Here is a 22,737-nt window from a genome sequence, read left to right as displayed (position 1 = left end):
ATAAGGGTGACAGCCCCGTACAGGTAAAGAATGACAGCATAGTGGTATCCTGAGTAGGGCGGGACCGGAGAAATCCTGCTTGAATCTACCGGCACCATCCGGTAAGGCTAAATACTCCTGAGAGACCGATAGTGAACCAGTACCGTGAGGGAAAGGTGAAAAGAACCCCGAACAGGGGAGTGAAAAGAACCTGAAACCGTGTGCTTACAAGCGGTCGGAGCGGATTTATTCTGTGACGGCGTGCCTTTTGCATAATGAGCCTACGAGTTACTCTTGTCCGGCAAGGTTAAGTCGTTCAGCGACGCAGCCGAAGCGAAAGCGAGTCTGAATAGGGCGCATAGTCGGATGAGGTAGACGCGAAACCTTGTGATCTACCCTTGGGCAGGTTGAAGTTGCAGTAACATGTAATGGAGGACCGAACCGATAAACGTTGAAAAGTTTCCGGATGACCTGAGGGTAGGGGTGAAAGGCCAATCAAACTGGGAAATAGCTCGTACTCCCCGAAATGTTTTTAGGAACAGCGTCGGCATAGAGTCTTGTAGAGGTAGAGCTACCGATTGGGTGCGGGGGAGTCAAATCCTACCAAATCCAGACGAACTCCGAATGCTACAAGATATGGCCGGCAGTGAGGCTTTGGGTGCTAAGGTCCAAGGCCGAGAGGGAAAGAACCCAGACCATCAGCTAAGGTCCCTAAATATACGCTAAGTTGAACTAACGAGGTCCGGTTGCCCAGACAGCTAGGATGTTGGCTTGGAAGCAGCCATTCATTTAAAGAGTGCGTAACAGCTCACTAGTCGAGCGACCGGGCGTGGATAATAAACGGGCATCAAGTGTATTACCGAAGCTATGGATTTGTAATTTATTACATCTGGTAGGGGAGCATTCTATCGTCGGGGAAGCAGCAAGGTGACTTGTTGTGGAGATTATAGAAAAGCAAATGTAGGCATAAGTAACGATAAGGCGGGTGAGAAACCCGCCCACCGAAAGAACCAGGTTTCCTGATCAACGCTAATCGGATCAGGGTTAGTCGGGGCCTAAGGCGCATCCGAAAGGAGGTAGCCGATGGACAACGGGTTAATATTCCCGTACTTTTATATACTGCGATGTGGTGACGGAGTAGTGACACTGCCGCGAACTGACGGAATAGTTCGTTGAAGTGCGTAGGTATATTTTCTGTAGGCAAATCCGCAGAGAATGCTGAAACACGATAGTACTGCAAAGCTTCGGCGGCGCAGATAGTGCAGGTAATCAGACTTCCAAGAAAACCCGCTAAGCTTCAGGTATATAAAACCCGTACCGCAAACCGACACAGGTGTTCGAGGAGAGAATCCTAAGGTGCTCGAGTGAATCATGGCTAAGGAACTCGGCAAAATGGCCCTGTAACTTCGGGAGAAGGGGCGCTGTCTCTAGCGATAGAGCAGCCGCAGTGAAAAGGCCCAGGCGACTGTTTAGCAAAAACATATGGCTTTGCAAAATCGAAAGATGAAGTATAAGGCCTGACACCTGCCCGGTGCTGGAAGGTTAAGAGGGGATGTCATCGCAAGAGAAGCATTGAATCGAAGCCCCAGTAAACGGCGGCCGTAACTATAACGGTCCTAAGGTAGCGAAATTCCTTGTCGGGTAAGTTCCGACCTGCACGAATGGTGTAACGATCTGGGCGCTGTCTCAGCCATGAGCTCGGTGAAATTGTGGTATCGGTGAAGACGCCGATTACCCGCAACGGGACGGAAAGACCCCATGAACCTTCACTATAGCTTAACATTGGAATTGGATACAGGATGTGTAGGATAGGCGGGAGATGTTGAAGCGGCTTCGCTAGGAGTCGTGGAATCAACCTTGAAATACCGCCCTTTCTGTATTCGGTTTCTAACTCGGATTCTCCGAGGACATTGTTTGGTGGGTAGTTTGACTGGGGTGGTCGCCTCCAAAAAGGTAACGGAGGCTTTCAAAGGTGGGCTCAGTACGCTTGGTAACCGTACGAGGAGTGCAATGGCATAAGCCCGCTTGACTGTGAGACCAACAAGTCGATCAGGGTCGAAAGACGGACATAGTGATCCGGTGGTTCTGTATGGAAGGGCCATCGCTCAAAGGATAAAAGGTACTCTGGGGATAACAGGCTGATCTCCCCCAAGAGCTCATATCGACGGGGAGGTTTGGCACCTCGATGTCGGCTCGTCACATCCTGGGGCTGGAGAAGGTCCCAAGGGTTGGGCTGTTCGCCCATTAAAGTGGCACGCGAGCTGGGTTCAGAACGTCGCGAGACAGTTCGGTCCCTATCTGTTGTGGGCGTTGGAAGTTTGAGTGGATCTGTCCTTAGTACGAGAGGACCGGGATGGACTGACCGCTGGTGAACCAGTTATGCCGCCAGGTGTACGGCTGGGTAGCTACGTCGGGAATAGATAAGCGCTGAAAGCATCTAAGTGCGAAACTAGCCACGAGATGAGACTTCCTTATAGGGTCGTTGCAGATGACAACGTTGATAGGTCATAGGTGTAAAGGTAGAGATACCATAGCCAAGTGATACTAATAGCCCGAAGCTTTCGCAATGATAGAAAACGTGTTCTGTTGTTTCCTGTGTTTCTTAGCTAGCAATAGCAAATGATCTACAGATTATATTTTCTGATTGTCCTTCTTTCTTTCAACTATGTTATTTAAAAAACTTGAATGTAGAAGTTTGAAATGAGAAGTTAGAAATGTTTTTCTTACTTTTTAGTTCCCGCTTCTTACTTATCACAAGATATTCAGGTGCCTATATCGGCGGTGTCCACCTCTTCCCATTCCGAACAGAGTAGTTAAGCCCGCCAGAGCCGATGGTATTGCCGTAACAGGTGGGAGAGTAGGTCGGTGCCTAATTTTATACCAAAGCCCTTGCAACAACTTTGCAAGGGCTTTTTTGCGTTTAGAGATTTTCTAATTCCCTATCAAAGAGAAAAGACGTATATTACATACGATAACAATTTATTGATATGTATAATTTATTTTACTTCCGTAGTCTGGCCGTAGTTGTATTAGTATTTTTATTTACTTGCAGCAGCTTGTACGCACAAGAACCTCGATTCACGATTGCTCCGCGTATAGGTTACGGTGTCCAAAATCTAGACTGGTCTATAGCGGGTAATTTAGATGGTACAAGTCCTAATGTTTTCTCAGAGTTGATTTGGGATCAAATTCAGGGTATGAATTATGGAATACAAGGAACGATCCGTATACTGCCAAAATTAGATATCGTTCTAGAAGGTGATTATCAAAAGACACGCAGAGGTAGTGCACGAGATACAGATTACGATTTTGATAATCGCACAGGTCCTTTTTACGATGAGCAATTCAGTAGTGACGAAGGATATTTCTATAATTTTCGAGTTTCAGCGCGATATGTCCTTCCTGATCTTGGACCGGTTTCGCCGCGCCTCTTGTTGGGTTATGAGCAGCTCGGTAATGAACTTTTTCTATTGCCATTAGCCGATGGTAGTAGTGATCCCGATGTGCGTACTATTTACCAGACTGATTGGTATGGTGGACAAATGGCTTTAGAGCTTGCTTATGCTTATGATTCATTTTATGCATTAGGTAGCTATGGCTTCGGTTTGTTTGATTACAAGGCGAAAGCTAATTGGAATTTGAGGGATGAATTTCAGCAGCCTGTCAGCTTTCGACATTCGGCATTAGGTTTAAAACATAATGGTGTATTACGACTGGGGTATCAGGTTCATCCGGCGGTTGCTATCGAACTTTCTGGTCATTACACCAGTGCCTTTACTAACCAAGGCCTAGACGAACTATATACTCGCAACGAAGGTACAAAGTATACGCGTCTAAACGGAGCCAATCTTTCGCAATACAGCGGATCTTTAGGTCTTCGTTTCACTTTTTAAGGTTTAGAAGCATTGTTTTAAGCTTGTTCTCTACATGTAATGTAGATCTTCCTGCTATTTCTACTCACCAAGCTTAGGTCTCTTGTATCGATCGATTAAGCAATCGATTGCGTTGTCTGCCAAGTTTTATTTGTCCCTAAATTGATTTATACTTGCTGAGTCAGTGATTTCAAGCGTCTCTTAGTGTTGTTTCATAAGAGATGTCGCTGTGCATGACCTATAACACCTCATTTACTATGGATTCCTCAAGACGTTCCTTTTTAAAACAGGCCAGCCTGCTTTCCAGCTTAGCCATTTCATTGCCCAATATCGTCCATTCCGGGACTGCTTTTTCCTCAAACAATATGTGTGGATTCCGTGCCCCTAAAATCGATCAAGTACGCATGGCGATCGTTGGCTTGGGAAATCGTGGTTCGGGAGCTGTTTCTCGATTCACTTATATAGAAGGCGTCACGATAGTGGCGCTATGTGATCGGCATGAAGACCGCGTGCAACAAGAGCAGCAGAAAGTGAAAGATGCAGGTCTACAGGCTCCTAAGACCTACTCGGGAGACGAGGGCTGGAAGAAAATGCTATCAGAAAATGAACTTGACTTGGTATACATTTGTACGCCCTGGGATTTGCATGCGCCAATGTCTATCGCTGCCATGCAAGCAGGAGCACATGTAGGTTGTGAAGTGCCCATTGGATTAACTGTAAAGGAATTGTGGAAAGTAGTACAAGTTTCTGAACAGACACAAAAGCACTGCATGATGCTTGAAAATTGTTGCTATGACTTCTTTGAGTTAATTACACTCAACATGGTACAGCAGGGTTTGTTTGGTGAACTGATACACGCGGAAGGTGCATACATTCACGATCTATTGGATCTTAACTTCAGCAAAACCTATTATGATGACTTCTGGCGGTTGAAAGAAAACATCCGTTTGCACGGAAATCTTTATCCCACACATGGTATTGGCCCGATTGCGCAGTGCATGAATATCAATCGAGGCGACCAGATCGCTACCTTAGTCAATATGCAAAGTGCTGACTTTCATATGCGCGCAAAAGCATCCGAATTAGCCGCTACCGATGCAGATTTTGCGCCATTCGCTAGCAAATCCTACCGAGGAAATATGAATACTACCTTGATGAGGACACAGAAAGGCAAAACCTTAATGATACAACATGATGTGAGCTCCCCTCGCCCGTATTCTCGTATACACCTGCTGAGTGGCACGATTGGCTTTGCGCAAAAGTATCCTACCAAAGGCTTGTCTTTTAAGGATTATAAAGACGGACACGCATGGCTACCGCAAGAAGAAATGGCAGAGCTAGAGGCTAAATATACGCCGGACATGGTGAAGCTGATTGGTGAACAAGCTAAGGCGGTTGGTGGACATGGTGGAATGGATTTTATTATGGATTGGCGCTTGATTGATTGCTTGCGCAATGGTTTGCCATTGGATCAGGATGTGTATGATGCTGCATCGTGGAGCGCCATCATACCACTTAGTATACAATCGTCGGCACAAAATAGTCGGCAGTTGAATTTTCCAGATTTTACGAAGGGAAATTGGAAGAACAATAAACCAGTAAATCTGAGTTTAGCAGGTGGTGGCAATACGAAGATTCGTGCGGTAGCAAAAGCAAGCGAGGGACAGTTGCAGGTTTAAGGTTTTTTTGTCTTCGACTTCTGATAAAAAGCCCATCTCAACGCAATTTTGAGATGGGCTAATTTATTTTTTATATCACAAGGGTTGATTGACCTTTAGAACTCTGCGTTTTTCGGAGTACGTGGGAAAGGAATCACGTCACGGATGTTGCTCATACCGGTGGTGAATAGTACCAATCGCTCGAAACCAACTCCAAATCCAGCGTGCGGTGCCGAACCAAATCGTCTGGTATCCAAGAACCAGTCGATCTCATGTTCTGGAATACCTACTTCCGCCATACGCGCCAATAACTTTTCTAAGTTTTCCTCGCGTTGCGATCCTCCTACCATTTCTCCGATGCCTGGAAACAGGATATCCATAGCACGCACGGTGTGGCGGCCTTGTGCATCTGGTTCATTCTGCTTCATGTAGAATGATTTGATTTCCCTTGGATAATCCGTTAAGATCACCGGTTTTTTAAAGTGCTTCTCTACCAAATAACGTTCGTGCTCCGATTGCAAATCAGCGCCCCATTCTTCGATCAAGTATTTAAACTGTTTCTTTTGGTTAGGCTTACTGCGTTTCAAGATTTCAATGGCATCTGTGTACGTTACCCGTTCAAAATCATTGGTCAATACAAATTGCAATTTATCGACCAGATTCATTTCAGAGCGTTCACTCTGCGGCTTCGATTTTTCTTCCTCTACCAATCGGTTGCTCAAGAAAGCAATCTCGTCCGGACAGTTTTTCAGCGCATAGTTAATGACGTATTTCAATAACTCCTCTGCGAGATCCATATTGTCTTCCAACTCATAGAAAGCCATTTCTGGTTCGATCATCCAAAACTCCGCCAAGTGACGTGTGGTATTTGAATTCTCTGCACGGAACGTCGGTCCGAAAGTGTAGATATTCCCCAACGCCATCGCTGCCAGCTCACCTTCCAGCTGCCCAGATACCGTTAAATTGGTGGATTTCCCGAAGAAATCCTCCTTATAGTTTACTGTACCGTCTTCGTTACGGGGGACATTGTCAAAATCGATCGTCGTTACACGAAACATTTCACCTGCACCTTCTGCGTCAGAACCTGTCACGATAGGCGTATGTATATACACAAAGTCGCGTTCGTTAAAAAACTGGTGTACGGCAAATGCCAAGGCATTACGTACTTTGAATATCGCATTGAACGTGCCCGTACGGAAACGTAAATGTGCAATCTCTCTCAGAAATTCTAAGGAATGTTTCTTCGGTTGTAATGGATATTTCTCTGGATCAGAATCGCCCAAAATGGTCAATTCATTGACCTTGATCTCCACGCGTTGTCCTTTGCCCAACGATTGTATCAACTCGCCTTTTACGCGAACGGCAGCGCCAGTCGTCACGCGGCGTAGTAGCTGCTCATCGGTATTCTCGAAGTCCACTACAGCTTGGATATTATTCAGTGTGGAGCCATCATTAATGGCAATAAATTGATTGTTGCGAAAAGTCCGCACCCATCCTTTAACGATTACCTCTTGACCAAAGTCTTCTGCGATCAGCAGTTGTTTAATACGTGTGTGTTCCATTATAATTATCTATACCCTGCGCGATTGCGCTTTTGCTATGCAAGGATACGAAATTATGAGGTATTGCCGAAAATAAAGCCGATTTCCGCTAGATCTTTTCTTTGTTAATAATCTTCAGCACATCGCGCTCTACCCAGAAGGAAACGATGGGAATCAAAGATGCCGCAAAGTACATCACTACGCGTTTGAATTTCCAATGATACGATTGCCAACACGTAATCAATAGCACCACGAATATCACGACTAAAAAGCCATGAATAGATCCGGCGACACGTACTGTACCGAGACGAATATCATCAGGTACCTCCATAAAGCGAGGTAACACATACTTAATAGGCATCGCGACAAAGAATAAAAATATGGTGGAGATCGCCTCCCACAGCGCAACTTGTCTAAAAATTCTGAGCATAACTTTATTAATCGCGTTTGAACGGTTCGCAAAGAAAGGTATAAAAAGGGGATGTGTAGAATTCTTTTTCCGGAACTGACTTACACCTGACAAAATCTTGATGTTCATTGTCTTGTTCGTAAGTATTTTGACAGGGAATTTGCGGAATACAATTTAGAAAGGTGTATTTTTGGTATATTTGTCTAATAGAATCAAAACGACAACGTTATATTTATGAATTACGATATTATTGTTATTGGTAGTGGTCCAGGTGGGTATGTTGCTGCCATTAGAGCATCCCAACTCGGTTTTAAAACAGCGATTGTAGAACGTGAAGCATTAGGTGGAATCTGTTTGAACTGGGGCTGTATTCCTACAAAAGCATTGTTGAAAAGTGCACAGGTTTTCGAATACCTGAACCATGCCGAAGAATATGGTATTAAAGTGAATGGTGGAGAAGCAGACTTCGGTGCGATCATAAAGAGAAGCCGTGGTGTTGCTGATGGAATGAGCAAAGGTATCCAGTTCTTGATGAAAAAGAATAAAATCGACGTCATCATGGGAACGGCCAAAATCAAAAAAGGTGGTAAAGTCGAAGTAAAGGGTGCCGATGGTGCCACTAAAGAATATACGGCTAAACATACGATCTTAGCCACAGGAGCTCGCTCTCGCGAATTGCCTAACTTGCCTCAAGACGGTAAAAAAATCATTGGATACCGCCAAGCGATGAACTTGCCTACACAACCTAAATCTATCGTAGTAGTGGGTTCTGGCGCTATTGGTGTCGAGTTTGCTTACTTCTATAATACGATCGGTACTAAGGTTACGATCGTAGAATTTATGGATCGTATCGTACCGGTAGAGGACGAGGAGATCTCGAAACAATTGGAGAAATCACTGAAAAAAGCAGGCATCAATATCCTAACTAAATCGGAGGTTACCGGTGTTGATACGAAAGGTGATGTATCTAAAGTGAAAATCAAAACCGCCAAAGGCGAAGAGGTTATCGAAGCCGAAATTGTACTTTCAGCAGTAGGTATCACACCAAATATCGAAAACATCGGGCTTGAAGAAGTTGGTGTAAAAGTAGATAAAGGCCGCGTAGTGGTAGATGATTTTTATAAAACGAATGTAGATGGCGTATACGCTATCGGTGATATTGTAAAAGGTCAGGCTTTGGCACACGTAGCTTCGGCAGAAGCGATCACTTGTGTGGAGAAAATCAAAGGCTTGCATGTAGATGCCATTGACTACAACAACATCCCGGGATGTACGTACTGTTCGCCAGAGATTGCTTCTGTAGGTTACACAGAGAAAGCAGCGAAAGACGCTGGCTACGAAGTAAAAGTGGGTAAATTCCCATTCTCTGCTTCAGGTAAGGCATCCGCAGCTGGCGCAAAAGATGGTTTCGTAAAAGTAATCTTTGATGCGAAATACGGTGAGTTCTTAGGAGCACACTTAATTGGTGCTAACGTAACGGAGATGATTGCTGAAGTGGTAGTAGCACGCAAGCTAGAAACTACAGGACACGAAATCATCAAATCAGTACATCCACACCCGACCATGAGCGAAGCGATCATGGAAGCGGCAGCGGACGCTTACGGAGAAGTAATCCACTTGTAGACACTACAAACTATAATCAAATAAAGAAGCCGCTTGCCGAGTTGTCAATCAACAAGGTAAGCGGCTTCTTCGTAAATTAACTATAATAAACAGTTTCTTTTAACCGAGGTGAGAGCGCAACATCCAAGCGGTTTTTTCGTGCTCTTCCATCAATCCAGTTAAGAAATCTTCCGTACCAGTATCACCTGCCGATTCTGCTAATTCGATTCCTGAACGAATTACCATAATGACGGTTTCATAGTCAGAAGTTAATTCCTTGATCAACCCTTGGCTATCGGTGCCTCCATGTTGTATTTCTGACAAGTGTGTTAGTTGCAGGTATTTCGCCAATGATCCCACGGCATAATGACCCAACATACGTACACGCTCGGCTACGTCATCAATATTAACCGCTAATTGATTGTATAGCTCTTCAAAAAATAAGTGCTGTGAGTGAAAATCTGGTCCTTCCACATTCCAGTGTGCATGTCTGACTTTCGTATATAATACAGTATAGTCTGCTAACAATTTATTTAAAAATTCAGACACATTCGCCATATCTCTTTCTTGCAAGCCTATCTCAGGTTGCTTATGTGTTTTTGATAGTGTACTCATAATCTTTCTACTTTTTATACCATTAGGTATGCAAAATATATGCCTGATTAGTTGTTTTCCGTAAGGAAAATGTCAATTTTGAGCGGACTCGAAATACGAGGAAAATAGGGCATCTTACAAATCTTACATTCTTCTGATTCCTTGCTCTTGACCTGCTAGCGGTTTCCTATTATATTTGTAAATAATCAAAAACGAGAAGATATGTATCCAGAATATTTAGTAACCCCTATGCGTCAAGAATTGGTAGATGCTGGGTTCGAAGAACTAAAATCTGCAGAAGCAGTAGAAAGTGCTATTCCTTCGGAAGGAACCGTGTTTGTGGTGGTTAATTCTGTATGCGGATGTGCGGCAGCCAATGCACGCCCAGCGGCTAAAGCAGCCGTTAAAAACGAAAAACATCCAGACAAATTAGTAACCGTATTTGCTGGTATGGAAAAAGATGCTGTAGATAGAGCACGTCAATATATGTTGCCGTATCCTCCATCATCTCCAGCGATGGCCTTGTTCAAAGATGGTCAGTTGGTACATATGATCGAGCGCCACATGATCGAAGGTCGTCCGGCACAAATGATTGCAGACAACCTAGTGGCTGCATTCGACGAGTACTGCTAGTTAGTCTTTTGATTTTTTGAATGATAGGAAAGCTTTTCGCCCTCGCGAAAAGCTTTTTACGTATTCTATACCCGTATTTACAACTACAATCTCCACCAATTCTTTTGTAAATTAGCACAAAGCCCCAAAGATACATGAAATCAATACTTGCCGCTCTAGGTTTACTCTTTCTGTTTGCCTCCTGTACCACCAATCATGAGGTGGATCTAATCGTGTACAATGCGCGCGTGTACACGGTAGATTCCGCGTTTACCATCGCAGAGGCTTTCGCGATACGAGGAGGCGTATTCGTGGAGATCGGAAGTTCGGAGCGCTTGCTTCAACGCTACGAAGCAAAAGAAACGATTGATGCGCAAGGCGCGGCCGTTTATCCGGGGTTTTACGATTCGCACACGCATTTCTTAGATTTTGCTGCTTCGCTAGACATGGCGAATCTGTACGGAGCAAAATCATTTCATGATGTATTGCTACGTTTACAAGCACATCACAAAACCTATCCCGATCGTCCGTGGCTCGTCGGCGCTGGCTGGGATCAGGAGCGCTGGGACGACGAATCTTTTACCGTCCGCGATTCCTTGGATAAATATTTTCCAGATATTCCCGTTTATCTTTCTCGGGTAGATTATCAAGCAGCTTCGGTTAATTCTAAAGCATTGGAGCTCGCGAGTATAGACACGGCATTCTATGTAGAAGGTGGTTTGATTCTCACCGATTCTCTCGGCCGATTAAGTGGCGTATTGATGGATAATGCCATGGACTTGGTAAAATCACATATTCCAGAAGTAGACGATAATCAGGAGTTACTAGCGCTTACCAAGGCAGAACAATTGTTGTTTTCGGTCGGGCTTACTAGCATTGTTGATGCCGGCGTTAATGAAAGAGATCTGGAATTTCTACGAAATCTCTATACCAGCGAAAAGCTGAAAATTCGGAATTATGCGATGATCGAAGATAATCTCCGAACCGTGCGTCGGATGATTCGTAGTGGATACTATGATGATGGCCGCCTCCATATTCGTGCAGTCAAATTGACTGCAGATGGCTTGTTGCGCACGCGTGATGCCAGTTTGTTAACTCCTTACTCTGATGACAGTACCACAAGAGGTTTCTTGCTGCAAACGCCAGAAGAATTAGAGCGAACGATTAAAGAGATCGCTGCCACGAACTTCCAATTAAGTACACGTGCTGTTGGGGATTCCGCTGCGCGGCTGATATTGGATCTTTATGGCAAATACCTTGGTCAAAATAATGAAAGACGTTGGCGTATAGAGCATGCTCAAGTGGTGAATGAATTAGATTTTGAGAAATTCGATCGTTTCCGTGTTTTCCCTTCGTTACAACCAGCAAATGCGACTTCTGATATGTATTGGGTGAAAAATAGAATCGGAGAGGAGCGCTTGCACAATGCATACGCCTTAAAGCGCTTGGTAGATAATTATGGTATGCTGGCTATTGGAAGTGGTTTTCCGGGAGAAAATTTTAACCCTCTTAATAGTTTTCATGCCGCCGTGACTCGTGTCGATGCCAATGGGCTTCCAGAAGGTGGTTTTGAAATCAAAAATGCACTTACACGGCGCGAAGCATTAATGGGAATGACCATCTGGGCGGCGCAAGCCTGTTTTCAGGAAACCCGACGCGGTAATATTCAACGCGGAAAAGATGCCGACTTTGTGATCTTGTCGCAGGATATTATGACCATTCCTGACGGTGAATTGCGTCGCGTGGCCGTGCTTCGTACGGTGATCAACGGCGAAACAGTTTATCAGAAAAAGTAAGAATCCTACGGTTCTTATTCGATATGACGCAAAGACTGTTCGTCATCATCTTCCATTGCGATCAGATAAAGAATGATCAGCCAATAAAGAGGTATTACAATGAGTAGGAATCCCAACAGCGTGTACACAAAGTAACGCAAAGAAATCCAATCGCGATCCACGGAATTACCTTGGTATACGGCGCTGTAGGAGCTTTTAAAATAGGAGTGATTACGAGCTAGTTGTGTTAATACCTGTTTTTCTAGCCCTTGATCGTACAATTCAAAATACAAAAAAGCACCTACGTTGATCTTTTTAAAATGGCTCAGCGATTGCTCAAAGTAAGCACGACCTTTATTACGTGCAAATTCCTCTTTCGAAATCGTGTTTTCGTATTTAAATGCCAGCCAAGCTTTGGCCGCATTTTGATATGCATTCTTCTGGGAGAAAATTGGTAGTAAGAAAAGTGATTTGAGGTGAACCTTATCGTAGTTCCAGCCCTTTCCATTTTCGTAAGTATGAATAGGTATCACACGCATCCGATCCACATGCCATTCGCCAAGCGAAAGGAAAGTAGGTTGCTCGTATGGAGGCATTTCTTCTACGCTTTGCAAGTGCAATACCTTACCTACATTGTACCGAATACTCGTGGATAAAGGCTGAAATAAAACAATCGCAGTAGCGGTCAGGATGAACGTCAGCGTAAAACGATGCGCTGCATAGCGTTCAGCAGGAAGCAGGAGAACGTAGAAATTATTTTTCTGATAGAGGTGGGAAACAAATGCGCTGCTGATAGCAGCGCCCACCCCAAGTGGAAGCAAAATTCGGGTGATGAAAAAGGGAAGGCCGTCATCTTGCGTGTGAATGTACCAAGCATATAGCAACGAACTGACCAATAAAATAAAAAGCAATGCGATTAGCATTGCTCCTATAAAATATCGTCTATGTTTTGGCTGCTTCATGTTTTACTAATGTAATCAAAAACAGCTTAATAATCAATTTGATGCTTATTGCATGTCGAAGAGATGTTTCTCTGCGTGGTACGAAGATCTTACCAAAGGGCCAGATTCTACATACTTAAAGCCCATTTCCAGACCGATTTCTTGATAGCGTTTGAATTGATCTGGTGTGATCCATTCTACCACAGGATGGTGTGCTTTACTTGGTTGCAAATATTGACCGATGGTCAAAATATCTACCCCCACTTCGTACAAATCGCGCATCGCTTCTACCACATCTTCTTCTGTCTCACCAAAGCCCAACATAATACCAGATTTGGTACGTAATCCTGCTTCCGCAATACGACGAAGGCATTCTAATGAACGGTCGTATTTGGCTTGGATACGCACTTCGCGCGTAAGACGTCGCACCGTTTCTAGATTGTGCGATACCACCTCTGGACGCACGGCTAATACGCGATCAAGATTGTCCCATTGCCCTTTAAAATCAGGAATCAAAGTTTCCAGAGTAGTTTCCGGGCTTTCGCGACGAATAGCATTGACCGTTTCTGCCCAGATGGTAGATCCACCATCTTTCAAATCATCACGATCCACCGAAGTGATCACGCAATGTTTTACTTGCATCAGTTTTACCGATTGTGCCACACGATTTGGCTCATCCAGATCTACGGCTAATGGTCTTCCTGTAGCTACCGCACAGAAAGAACAGGAACGTGTACAGATATTTCCCAAGATCATAAAAGTAGCCGTGCCGGCACCCCAGCATTCGCCCATATTCGGGCAATTGCCACTCTCACAGATCGTATGCAATTTGTGCTCATCAACCAGTCCGCGCACATGGCGATATTCCTTGCCTACAGGTAGTTTTACACGTAGCCAATCAGGTTTTCGCTGTGTTTGTTGCGCTGGAATAACGGGTAATTCAATCATAACACAAAGTTACGCATTATTTCATTTTTTATGCAATGCATTTGTTGAGCCAGTTTCATATGTTTATCACATTTAGACAAAAGCTCGCTAAAGATTTTCTCAACACTTTGTTTTGCAAAAATTATAAGTTGTCTCATAAAAGTTTTACAATCCGCAGATTGTCGGTTCACACTTTATTTAGGATCTTTGGGTACAAACTATTACTGCTTTCCTATGAAATTTTCGCGAGTCACACTACTTAGTTGTTTCTTCCTAATAACGTGGTGCAACAGCAGGGCGCAAGAACTGCATGCCGATTTAATTCCTCGTCCGGATAAAGTCGTAATTAATGAAGGAGCGCTTGCATTGGATCAGGCATTTCCAGTATTCTACAGCGAACGTTTTATGGAGTTGAGTCAATTACTTGGCGATATTCCTAATTTACAAATCACTTCTTCCGAACTCTTTAAGCGAGTGAAAAAACAGCAACCCGCTGCCATTTGGATTCTAGAGTCTAAAGCATCGGATAATCTACGCCCAAGCGAATATACACTGTTAATCAATCCAGCAGGGATCACGATCAAATCTCCTGATGTGGCAGGTGCCTTAGCTGGAGTGCAGAGTTTGCATCAGCTCAGTATGTTACAGCATTCGGTAGTGCTTCCTTTTGTGGAAATAAAAGATAAGCCGCGTTTTGCGTATCGCGGATTACATTTGGATGTTTCCCGTCATTTTATGCCTTTTGAGTTTTTGAAAAAGTACATAGATGTGATGGCCTTATATAAGTTCAATCAGTTTCACTGGCATCTGACTGATGGCGCCGGATGGCGCTTGGAGATCAGTCGCTACCCTGAACTAACTAAAAAAGCAGCATGGCGACCGCAGGCGCATTTTGCGGATTGGGATAAGTATGGTAAACGCTATGTGGAGCAAGGCACACCCAATGCACACGGTGGATTTTATACGCAAGCGCAAGCACGTGAACTCGTCGCTTATGCAGCCAGAAAGGGCATCAATATCATTCCTGAAATCGAAATGCCAGGCCACTCCGAAGAGGTGTTAGCCGTATATCCAGAGCTTTCTTGCACTGGTCTGCCTTATACACAAAATGAGTTTTGTGTGGGCAATGAGCAGACTTTCACCTTTTTGAAAAATGTGCTGGATGAAGTGTTGGATATTTTCCCTTCGGAATACATTCATATCGGTGGCGACGAAGCGGATAAATCCCATTGGAAAACCTGTCCGAAATGTCAGGCCTTAAAAGAAAAAATCCAAGTAAAGACGGAAGAAGAACTGCAAAGCTATGCTGTGCAGCAAATGGATGAATACTTGCAATCCAAAGGTCGTAAAATGATAGGTTGGGATGAAATCTTGGAAGGTGGATTGACCGAAGGAGCCACCGTAATGAGTTGGCGTGGCGAAGAAGGCGGCATCGAAGCCGCCAATAAAGGGCACGACGTGATCATGACGCCACAAAGTCATTTGTACTTCGACTTTTATCAATTCGATCCGCGTACACAACCCAAAGCATTTGGCGGTTACTTACCATTGGAACGCGTATACAGTTACAATCCAGTATCTGATAAGATTGCAGCCGATAAGGCCAAACATATTTTGGGCGCGCAAGCAAACTTGTGGACGGAATATATGCCCAATCCGCAGCAAGTGGAATACATGGCTTTTCCTCGGGCTTTGGCCTTAGCAGAAATTAACTGGACGGCTCAGGATCAGCGTGATTTTCCGGATTTCAAACGCCGTTTGCAAAAACATTACACTATACTGCAAGATCTACAGATCAATTATTACCGTCCGAGCTTTGATGTACTGTATGATGTGGTATACGATGCTGCCAAGAAATCAAATCGTATTACTTTAACGTCAGAGCAGTTTGACCCGTCGATACGATATACCACCGATGGAACCGAGCCAAATAATCAATCTCCGCTTTATATCGCGCCGATTGATTTGGCCGTAAGTGCCACGCTCAAAGCAGCTTCTTTTTTAGATTCCGCTCGTATGGGTCCTGTCAAAACAGTAGAACTGGATATCCACAAAGCGATCGGAAAAACAGTACAATACAACACAAAGTGGAACGAGCGCTATGCCGCGCAGGGCGAGCAGACCTTGGTCGACGGTCGCAAAGGCGGCGTCAGCTACCAAGATGGTAAATGGCAAGGATTCACCTCCGATATTGAGTTGGTAATCGATTTGGATCGCCGCGAGGAAATCAACCGGGTGGCTGCGCGCTTTATGCAAATGCCAGGGCCGGGGGTATTCTTCCCAGGTTTGATCAAAGTTTGGATTTCTGACAATGGCAAAAGCTACCGCGAGGCGGGATCATTCGTGCCACATGTAGATAAAAATCCGGAAGTACTCGATATTCAATCTTTCGAAATCAAATTCGATAAACCGGTAATGGCGAAATTCATTAAATTCGAAGCGAAGAATACGAAGAAAGCCTTTTTATTCATTGATGAAATTGTTGTTGATTAATATTCAAAATCCCCTATCATGAAAAACACGTTACTACTAGTAGCTGCCGTAGTTTTCTTTGCCTCGTGCAACAAAATACCTCAGCCCAATGATGAATTCCGAAATTTGGTTGATCAAATGCATTTCCAAAAGGATACGGCAGATGCATTCAATAGCGTACTCAATACCTTGGATCATCAAAATGTATTGTTCGGTGATTTTTACAAATATTACCACTATACGATACAAGATTCTTGTGATCAGGTAGCCAATGCAAAGTATGACGATGGAGAATACCTTTACCGCGAAAAATCAGATGAAGAACACGAATTCTTATATCAAATCACAGTTAAGGCCATTGATGATTACCATCAGCGACTAGCCGTAGATACCGCTTTGCTACCGCTGGTAGAGGAGAAGGTAGTGCTCACACCGGATCTTAAAAGATATATCAATCAGCATTTTGATCTGCAAATGTATATCCCGGAGGAGAGCAACTAAAAATCTACGTAAATAATTGCTGGATTATTACAAAAAATACTGTAATTTTGCACTCCGACAAAGCAGTCGGAATTCCGCACTCTACCATGCACGTTTCGTTGCGCTGTCCCACAATTAACAATTTGTATTTTAACATTTTGAATTAAAAAAAATGCCAAGAAACACTTCCATCAACTCGGTTTTAATTATCGGTTCAGGGCCTATTGTCATCGGACAGGCGTGCGAATTTGATTATTCAGGCTCACAAGCCGCCTTATCTCTTAAAGAAGAAGGTATCCGAGTTTCGATCATCAACTCCAATCCAGCAACGATTATGACAGATAATATCGTCGCGGATAATGTGTATCTATTGCCACTTACTTGCGAAAGTATCGAGCAAATATTGGAAGAGCAACAAATTGATGCTGTATTGCCAACGATGGGCGGACAGACGGCATTGAACTTATGTATTGAGGCATCCAATAGAGGTATCTGGGACAAATACAATGTTAAAGTGATCGGGGTAGATGTTGCCGCCATCGAAAAAACCGAAAACCGCGAAGAGTTTCGCCAACTGATGATCGATATTGGTGTTGGTATTGCCAACTCTAAAATTGCGAACTCTTTTCTAGAAGGTAAAGAAGCGGCACAATTAATCGGTTTCCCATTAGTTATTCGTCCATCCTACACACTAGCTGGTACAGGTGGTGGTTTCGTACACAAAAAAGAAGATTTTGATGCGGCGTTGAACCGCGGTCTACACGCTTCACCAACGCATGAAGTATTGGTAGAGCAAGCGGTATTAGGTTGGAAAGAATTTGAATTAGAGCTTTTGCGTGATACCAACGATAATGTGATCATTATCTGTACGATCGAAAACTTCGATCCGATGGGTATCCACACAGGAGATTCGATCACGGTAGCGCCAGGTATGACATTATCTGACAAGTGTTACCAAGATATGCGTAATCAGGCGATCTTGATGATGCGCTCCATCGGTACATTCGCCGGAGGCTGTAACGTACAATTCTCGGTAAATCCTGAGAACGAAGAGATCATTGCGATTGAGATCAATCCGCGTGTATCCCGTTCATCGGCACTAGCATCTAAAGCAACAGGATATCCTATTGCAAAGATCGCTGCCAAATTAGCCATCGGCTACAACTTAGATGAGTTGCAAAACCAAATCACCAAAACTACTTCGGCTTACTTCGAGCCAACGTTGGATTACGTGATCGTGAAAGTACCTCGTTTTAATTTTGATAAATTTAAAGGCGCTAACAAAGAATTAGGTCTACAGATGAAAGCCGTAGGGGAAGTGATGGCAATCGGGCGTACCTTTATTGAGGCGTTGCAAAAAGCAGCACAATCGTTGGAGACAGGCCGAGCTGGTCTTGGAGCCGACGGACGTCAATCACGCGATCTAGAAGAGATCATGTACTCTTTGGAGCATCCAAGTGCAGATCGTCTATTCCACGTCAAAGATGCTTTCGAAATGGGCGTTCCTTTGGAATCCATCCGCAAGGTGACACATATCGACAAATGGTTCTTAGTGCAAATCCAAGAATTGGTACACTTAGAAACTGAATTACGTCGTTACCAATTGAATAATATTCCACGTGATTTCTTCTTAACCTTGAAACAAAAAGGATACTCTGACGTACAGATTTCTTGGTTGTTGGGCAATGTGACAGAAGATCAAGTATACGACCGCCGTACCGAATTAGGCATTCGTCGCGTGTACAAAATGGTAGATACCTGTGCGGCAGAATTCCCAGCACAAACGCCATATTACTACTCGACCTTTGAGGACGAAAACGAATCGCAAGTATCTGATCGCAAAAAGATCGTGGTATTAGGTTCTGGTCCTAACCGTATCGGTCAAGGTATCGAGTTTGATTACTCTTGTGTGCACGGTTTGTTAGCCGCCAAAGAATGTGGTTACGAAGCGATCATGATCAACTGTAATCCTGAGACGGTATCTACCGACTTCAATATGGCAGACAAATTGTACTTCGAGCCTGTATTCTGGGAGCACGTACGTGAAATCATCGAGATGGAAAAACCAGAAGGTGTGATCGTACAATTGGGTGGTCAGACGGCGTTGAAAATGGCGAAGCAATTGGAAGAGTTAGGGGTAAAGATCATCGGAACATCTTTTGCTAATATGGATTTGGCAGAAGATCGTGGTAGCTTCTCTGATTTGTTGAAAGAACTAGAGATTCCTTATCCGAAATATGGTGTTGCAACTTCTGCTGAAGAAGCTATCGTAGTAGCGAATCAAGTTGGTTACCCGGTATTGGTTCGTCCTTCGTACGTGTTGGGTGGACAAGGCATGAGCATCGTGATCAACGACGAAGATTTGGAAAAAGCAGTGGTGAAATTGTTGCGTACGCTTCCAGGAAACCAGATCCTGATCGACCATTTCTTAGATCGTGCAGAGGAAGCAGAATCGGATTCGATCTGTGATGGCGAAGATGTACACATCATCGGTATGATGGAGCACATCGAGCCTGCGGGTATCCATTCTGGAGATTCATCGGCGGTATTGCCACCATTCAGCTTGTCTGAAAACGTGCAATCCAAGATGGAAGAGTACTCCCGTAAATTAGCCAAAGCGCTGAATGTACGTGGTTTGTTGAATATACAATTCGCGATCAAAGATGAGCAAGTGTATGTAATCGAAGCTAATCCACGAGCATCTCGTACCGTACCATTCATCGCAAAAGCATACGATGTACCATATATCAATATCGCAACAAAAGTGATGTTGGGAGCGAATAAACTAAGCGATTTCACGATCGAGCGCAAGCTAAAAGGTTATGCGATCAAGGAGCCAGTATTCTCTTTCTCTAAATTCCCAGAGGTAGATAAGCAGCTCGGCCCAGAGATGAAATCAACTGGTGAAGCGATTCGTTTTATCAAAGATTTGGAAGATCCACATTTCCGCGAGTTATACAGTCAGAAATCCATGTTCTTAAATGCGCAGTAGAGATTAGATATTAGTATTTAGATATATGAACGGTGGCCATCCTTTTAGGATAGCCACCGTTTTGCATTTTAGAGCTTTGTGATTACACATTTATTCACTACATCATTACTAACCCGAGGCACGAGGGTGACGTAATCTATAAAACAAATAAGTCCCTTCGGCTAACCGAAGGGACTTATTAAATTCATCATTGCGAAACCGAAGAGGATCGCCGTAGCAAATGAACCTTAGTTTATAATCCTATCAACTTTTCTCTCAACCTATCTACTTAACCAACCATTCGCCAATACTTCTTTAGCATGGTAGGTAAGGATAGAAGAGGCGCCTGCACGGCGGAAGCTCAACAGCGTTTCCATCGTTGCGCGTTCTGCGTCTAACCAACCATTTTGTGCTGCAGCTTTTAGCATGGCGTATTCGCCACTCACGTTGTATACAGCGATTGGTAGATCAAAATTATCATGTAATAACTTTACGACATCCAAGTACGGAAGTCCTGGCTTAACCATCAAGAAATCTGCGCCTTCCTCGGCATCAAGCTGTGCTTCAATCAGCGCTTCGCGCACATTAGCAGGATTCATCTGATAGGTCTTCTTATCGCCTGATTTAGGTGCGGAGTTTAACGCATCGCGGAATGGTCCATAGAATGCAGAAGCGTATTTTGCGGTATACGACATCAACGATACATGGGTAAAGCCGTTCGTGTCTAGTACGTCGCGAATATAGCCAATACGGCCGTCCATCATATCCGAAGGCGCGATAATGTCTGCGCCAGATTCGGCGTGTGCCAAAGCCATTTTGCCTAAGATATCCAAGGTTTCATCGTTCAGGATTTCGCCATTCTCGACAATACCATCGTGTCCGTCCGAACTATAGGGATCCATCGCCACATCCGTCACCACGCAAGCTTCTGGGAAATTCTTCTTCACTGCTTCAATAGCACGTAGGTACAAGTTGCCTTTTTGATAACTAACCGTAGCATATTTATCTTTTAGCGAATCTTCGATGTTGGGAAATAGATCAAAAGCCTTCAATCCAAGATTCATACAGCTTTCTACTTCACGCAGTAGATTGTCTATACTATACCGAAAAATGCCCGGCATCGATTTTACTTCTGTCTTTTGGTTTTCACCGTCGACAATAAATAACGGAAAAATCAAGTTGCCCGCGTGTAGGTGTGTTTCTTGCACCATATCACGAATTACAGCCGATTTTCTATTTCTACGTGGTCGATTCATCATCTTATTATATATCTAATCCAAATACCGCTTCTGCCAATCCCACCTCATCCGGGGAGAATGGTAAAACGTAAGGAATGCCCATTTCATCAAATTTCTTACCAGTCGATGTACCAATCGAAATTACTTTCTGTCCCGGATCTAATAAATGTTCGCGGAAATATGCCTCTACATTGCTTGGCGATGTAAAGATCAATACCTGTGCATTGGTTTTGTCTACATCTTCCAATTGTACCGTTTCATAGATCGGAATGGTGATCACCTCCGTATCCGCACTCAAGGCATCACGAACCGTATTCATGCTTTCTTTGGCACAAGGAATCACGACTTTGGTGCCGTTTGCCACTTTGGCAAATTCCGCCGCAAATTCTTCGGCAGTTACACCAATCTGGTCGCCCGAAAAATCAGCAACGCGATCGTACTTGCGCAATGCCTGCTCCGATCCCTGTCCTAATACGGCGATCTTCGTTTTCTTCATCAGGAATGGCTCCAACTTGAAGAAATGATCGATGGCATTTTTACTACCGAAAAACAACCAATCCACATGCTTTAGGATAAAAGAATCCAAGTGCTTGATGATGGGGAATATTTTAATGAGTGATCTACCTTCTACCTCCACTTTGTGCTTGTTCAAGAAGCGAGAAAGGTACGACTCTTCGTCCAAATCACGTGTGATAAAAACGGACTGAGGAAGGGCACGATCTTTCTGGAATTTCTCAAATATATGTTGCGCCAAACCTTCGGTGCTTTCTGCACGTACGAATAAGCGATCTGGAAATTCTTCATTGTCTTCTGCCACCGATGTCCACACTTCATACAGACCGTTGTGCTTGCGACAATAGCAGCCAAGTGGTGCATGACAGCCGGCATCAAAAAGATTCAACACTTTACGTTCCACCGCTATGGTTTCTTGCACTGCCGTGTCATTAATGGGTTGCAAGATGTCAAATAGCTCCTGGTCGTTATCCCGAATCTGGATCGCAAGTACACCTTGTGCCGGTGCTGGAATGATTTTAATCGGTGGAATTTCTTCTACATGAAATTCTGATAGATCCATCTCCACACGCTCAATACCCGCTTTGGCCAGCATGATCGCGTCATATTTCCCATCACGCAATTTCTGTACACGCGTTTGTATGTTGCCTCGCAAATCGGCGAAGTCCAAATCCTCCCGCAAAGAAAGTAATTGTGCTTTACGGCGGTTGGATGACGTACCTACGTCTGCTTTCAGTTTCAGGGATAAACGCTGTGAGATATCCACCGCCTCGGGTCTGATGATCAGTAGTTCAGATGGATCTTCGCGCTCAGAAACTGCGGCAATAGATAAGCCCGGTGGGTTGATCGTCGGTAAATCTTTGTGTGAATGTACTGCCAAATCAATTTGGCTAGAGAGTAATTCCTCTTCTAATTCTTTGGTAAAAAAACCTTTTCCTTCTAATTTATCCAAGCGAAGGTGTTGTACAATATCACCTTGCGTTTTGATGATCTTGAGTTCGGATTCTACGCCAATCTCTTGTAGTCTATCTTTGATATAGTTAGCCTGCCATAGTGCCAAAGCACTTCCTCTCGTGCCGATTGTAAGTTTTCTTTTCACAATGAAATAGTAAAGGTATAAAGATGTGGAGCTATATTACCCAAAATGATGCTA

The 22,737-nt window shown here is 44.0% G+C and carries 15 protein-coding genes and 2 rRNA genes; 10 read left to right on the top strand and 7 right to left on the bottom strand.

All coding sequences use genetic code 11. The annotated features are described in order from the left end of the window. The 4 genes from GKO22_RS12760 to GKO22_RS12745 form a co-directional block, all read left to right on the top strand. Window positions 1-2,547, top strand: a 23S ribosomal RNA gene (locus tag GKO22_RS12760); the annotation flags it as partial. A gap of 194 nt (window positions 2,548-2,741) precedes the next feature. After that, a 5S ribosomal RNA gene (gene rrf, locus GKO22_RS12755) occupies window positions 2,742-2,853 on the top strand. Between the two features lie 113 nt (window positions 2,854-2,966). Further along, window positions 2,967-3,872: a hypothetical protein gene (locus GKO22_RS12750; RefSeq protein ID WP_166335593.1), complete on the top strand. Its 906-nt coding sequence runs from the start codon at window positions 2,967-2,969 to the stop codon at window positions 3,870-3,872. Window positions 3,873-4,108: 236 nt separating this feature from the next. Further along, the gene (locus tag GKO22_RS12745) at window positions 4,109-5,530 is read left to right on the top strand and encodes a Gfo/Idh/MocA family protein (RefSeq protein WP_166335591.1); all 1,422 of its coding nucleotides are present in this window, start codon (window positions 4,109-4,111) and stop codon (window positions 5,528-5,530) included. A 95-nt stretch (window positions 5,531-5,625) separates the two neighbouring features. On the opposite strand, the gene asnS is transcribed toward GKO22_RS12745, so the two are convergent. Continuing rightward, on the bottom strand, window positions 5,626-7,071 hold the full coding sequence (asnS, locus tag GKO22_RS12740) for an asparagine--tRNA ligase (RefSeq protein ID WP_166335589.1): 1,446 nt from the start codon (window positions 7,069-7,071) through the stop codon (window positions 5,626-5,628). A gap of 88 nt (window positions 7,072-7,159) precedes the next feature. After that, window positions 7,160-7,480, bottom strand: a complete 321-nt coding sequence (locus GKO22_RS12735; protein WP_240920287.1) for a DUF3817 domain-containing protein — start codon at window positions 7,478-7,480, stop codon at window positions 7,160-7,162. Window positions 7,481-7,693: 213 nt separating this feature from the next. Here GKO22_RS12735 and lpdA point away from each other — a divergent pair, with 213 nt between their 5' ends. Further along, complete coding sequence (gene lpdA / locus GKO22_RS12730) at window positions 7,694-9,082, top strand: dihydrolipoyl dehydrogenase (protein ID WP_166335585.1); 1,389 nt, start codon at window positions 7,694-7,696, stop codon at window positions 9,080-9,082. Window positions 9,083-9,181: 99 nt separating this feature from the next. Here lpdA and GKO22_RS12725 read toward each other — a convergent pair whose 3' ends face one another. Further along, window positions 9,182-9,676 (bottom strand): Dps family protein, encoded by a 495-nt coding sequence (locus GKO22_RS12725; protein ID WP_206367894.1) that lies wholly within the window; start codon window positions 9,674-9,676, stop codon window positions 9,182-9,184. Window positions 9,677-9,877: 201 nt separating this feature from the next. On the opposite strand from GKO22_RS12725, the gene GKO22_RS12720 reads away from it, so the two are divergent. Together GKO22_RS12720 and GKO22_RS12715 are read left to right on the top strand one after the other, a co-directional pair. After that, entirely contained in the window at window positions 9,878-10,288 is a 411-nt protein-coding gene (locus tag GKO22_RS12720) for a BrxA/BrxB family bacilliredoxin (RefSeq protein WP_116773897.1), read from the top strand. 134 nt (window positions 10,289-10,422) lie between these two features. Then, on the top strand, window positions 10,423-12,063 hold the full coding sequence (locus tag GKO22_RS12715) for an amidohydrolase (protein WP_166335583.1): 1,641 nt from the start codon (window positions 10,423-10,425) through the stop codon (window positions 12,061-12,063). A gap of 14 nt (window positions 12,064-12,077) precedes the next feature. On the opposite strand, the gene GKO22_RS12710 is transcribed toward GKO22_RS12715, so the two are convergent. Then, a complete protein-coding gene (locus tag GKO22_RS12710) occupies window positions 12,078-13,004 on the bottom strand; it encodes a hypothetical protein (protein WP_166335581.1) in 927 nt (308 codons plus the stop codon). Between the two features lie 45 nt (window positions 13,005-13,049). Next, on the bottom strand, window positions 13,050-13,931 hold the full coding sequence (gene lipA, locus GKO22_RS12705; RefSeq protein ID WP_166335579.1) for a lipoyl synthase: 882 nt from the start codon (window positions 13,929-13,931) through the stop codon (window positions 13,050-13,052). A gap of 213 nt (window positions 13,932-14,144) precedes the next feature. Between lipA and GKO22_RS12700 the strand changes: the two genes are divergently transcribed. From GKO22_RS12700 to carB, 3 genes are all read left to right on the top strand, one after another. Continuing rightward, window positions 14,145-16,403 carry a glycoside hydrolase family 20 protein gene (locus GKO22_RS12700; protein WP_166335577.1) on the top strand — a complete coding sequence of 753 codons (2,259 nt, stop codon included), beginning with the start codon at window positions 14,145-14,147 and terminating at the stop codon, window positions 16,401-16,403. A gap of 18 nt (window positions 16,404-16,421) precedes the next feature. After that, on the top strand, window positions 16,422-16,883 hold the full coding sequence (locus tag GKO22_RS12695) for a hypothetical protein (protein WP_166335575.1): 462 nt from the start codon (window positions 16,422-16,424) through the stop codon (window positions 16,881-16,883). A 151-nt stretch (window positions 16,884-17,034) separates the two neighbouring features. Continuing rightward, window positions 17,035-19,854 carry a carbamoyl-phosphate synthase large subunit gene (gene carB, locus GKO22_RS12690; RefSeq protein WP_166335573.1) on the top strand — a complete coding sequence of 940 codons (2,820 nt, stop codon included), beginning with the start codon at window positions 17,035-17,037 and terminating at the stop codon, window positions 19,852-19,854. A 260-nt stretch (window positions 19,855-20,114) separates the two neighbouring features. On the opposite strand, the gene hemB is transcribed toward carB, so the two are convergent. Next, entirely contained in the window at window positions 20,115-21,092 is a 978-nt protein-coding gene (hemB, locus tag GKO22_RS12685) for a porphobilinogen synthase (RefSeq protein WP_166335571.1), read from the bottom strand. Window positions 21,093-21,096: 4 nt separating this feature from the next. Then, window positions 21,097-22,683: a hydroxymethylbilane synthase gene (gene hemC, locus GKO22_RS12680; RefSeq protein ID WP_166335569.1), complete on the bottom strand. Its 1,587-nt coding sequence runs from the start codon at window positions 22,681-22,683 to the stop codon at window positions 21,097-21,099. Window positions 22,684-22,737: the final 54 nt, after the last annotated feature.

It is taken from the genome of Sphingobacterium chungjuense (assembly GCF_011316935.1).
GTDB classification, from domain to species: domain Bacteria; phylum Bacteroidota; class Bacteroidia; order Sphingobacteriales; family Sphingobacteriaceae; genus Sphingobacterium; species Sphingobacterium chungjuense.
The sequence above is the reverse complement of the archived record's forward strand: the minus strand, read 5'-3'. Positions and strand labels throughout refer to the sequence as shown.

Coding starts and splice junctions, on each gene's coding strand:
- GKO22_RS12750 (WP_166335593.1), top strand. CDS start 2,967: ATGTATAATTTATTTTACTTCCGTAGTCTGGCCGTAGTTGTATTAGTA.
- GKO22_RS12745 (WP_166335591.1), top strand. CDS start 4,109: ATGGATTCCTCAAGACGTTCCTTTTTAAAACAGGCCAGCCTGCTTTCC.
- asnS (WP_166335589.1), bottom strand. CDS start 7,071: ATGGAACACACACGTATTAAACAACTGCTGATCGCAGAAGACTTTGGT.
- GKO22_RS12735 (WP_240920287.1), bottom strand. CDS start 7,480: ATGCTCAGAATTTTTAGACAAGTTGCGCTGTGGGAGGCGATCTCCACC.
- lpdA (WP_166335585.1), top strand. CDS start 7,694: ATGAATTACGATATTATTGTTATTGGTAGTGGTCCAGGTGGGTATGTT.
- GKO22_RS12725 (WP_206367894.1), bottom strand. CDS start 9,676: ATGAGTACACTATCAAAAACACATAAGCAACCTGAGATAGGCTTGCAA.
- GKO22_RS12720 (WP_116773897.1), top strand. CDS start 9,878: ATGTATCCAGAATATTTAGTAACCCCTATGCGTCAAGAATTGGTAGAT.
- GKO22_RS12715 (WP_166335583.1), top strand. CDS start 10,423: ATGAAATCAATACTTGCCGCTCTAGGTTTACTCTTTCTGTTTGCCTCC.
- GKO22_RS12710 (WP_166335581.1), bottom strand. CDS start 13,004: ATGAAGCAGCCAAAACATAGACGATATTTTATAGGAGCAATGCTAATC.
- lipA (WP_166335579.1), bottom strand. CDS start 13,931: ATGATTGAATTACCCGTTATTCCAGCGCAACAAACACAGCGAAAACCT.
- GKO22_RS12700 (WP_166335577.1), top strand. CDS start 14,145: ATGAAATTTTCGCGAGTCACACTACTTAGTTGTTTCTTCCTAATAACG.
- GKO22_RS12695 (WP_166335575.1), top strand. CDS start 16,422: ATGAAAAACACGTTACTACTAGTAGCTGCCGTAGTTTTCTTTGCCTCG.
- carB (WP_166335573.1), top strand. CDS start 17,035: ATGCCAAGAAACACTTCCATCAACTCGGTTTTAATTATCGGTTCAGGG.
- hemB (WP_166335571.1), bottom strand. CDS start 21,092: ATGATGAATCGACCACGTAGAAATAGAAAATCGGCTGTAATTCGTGAT.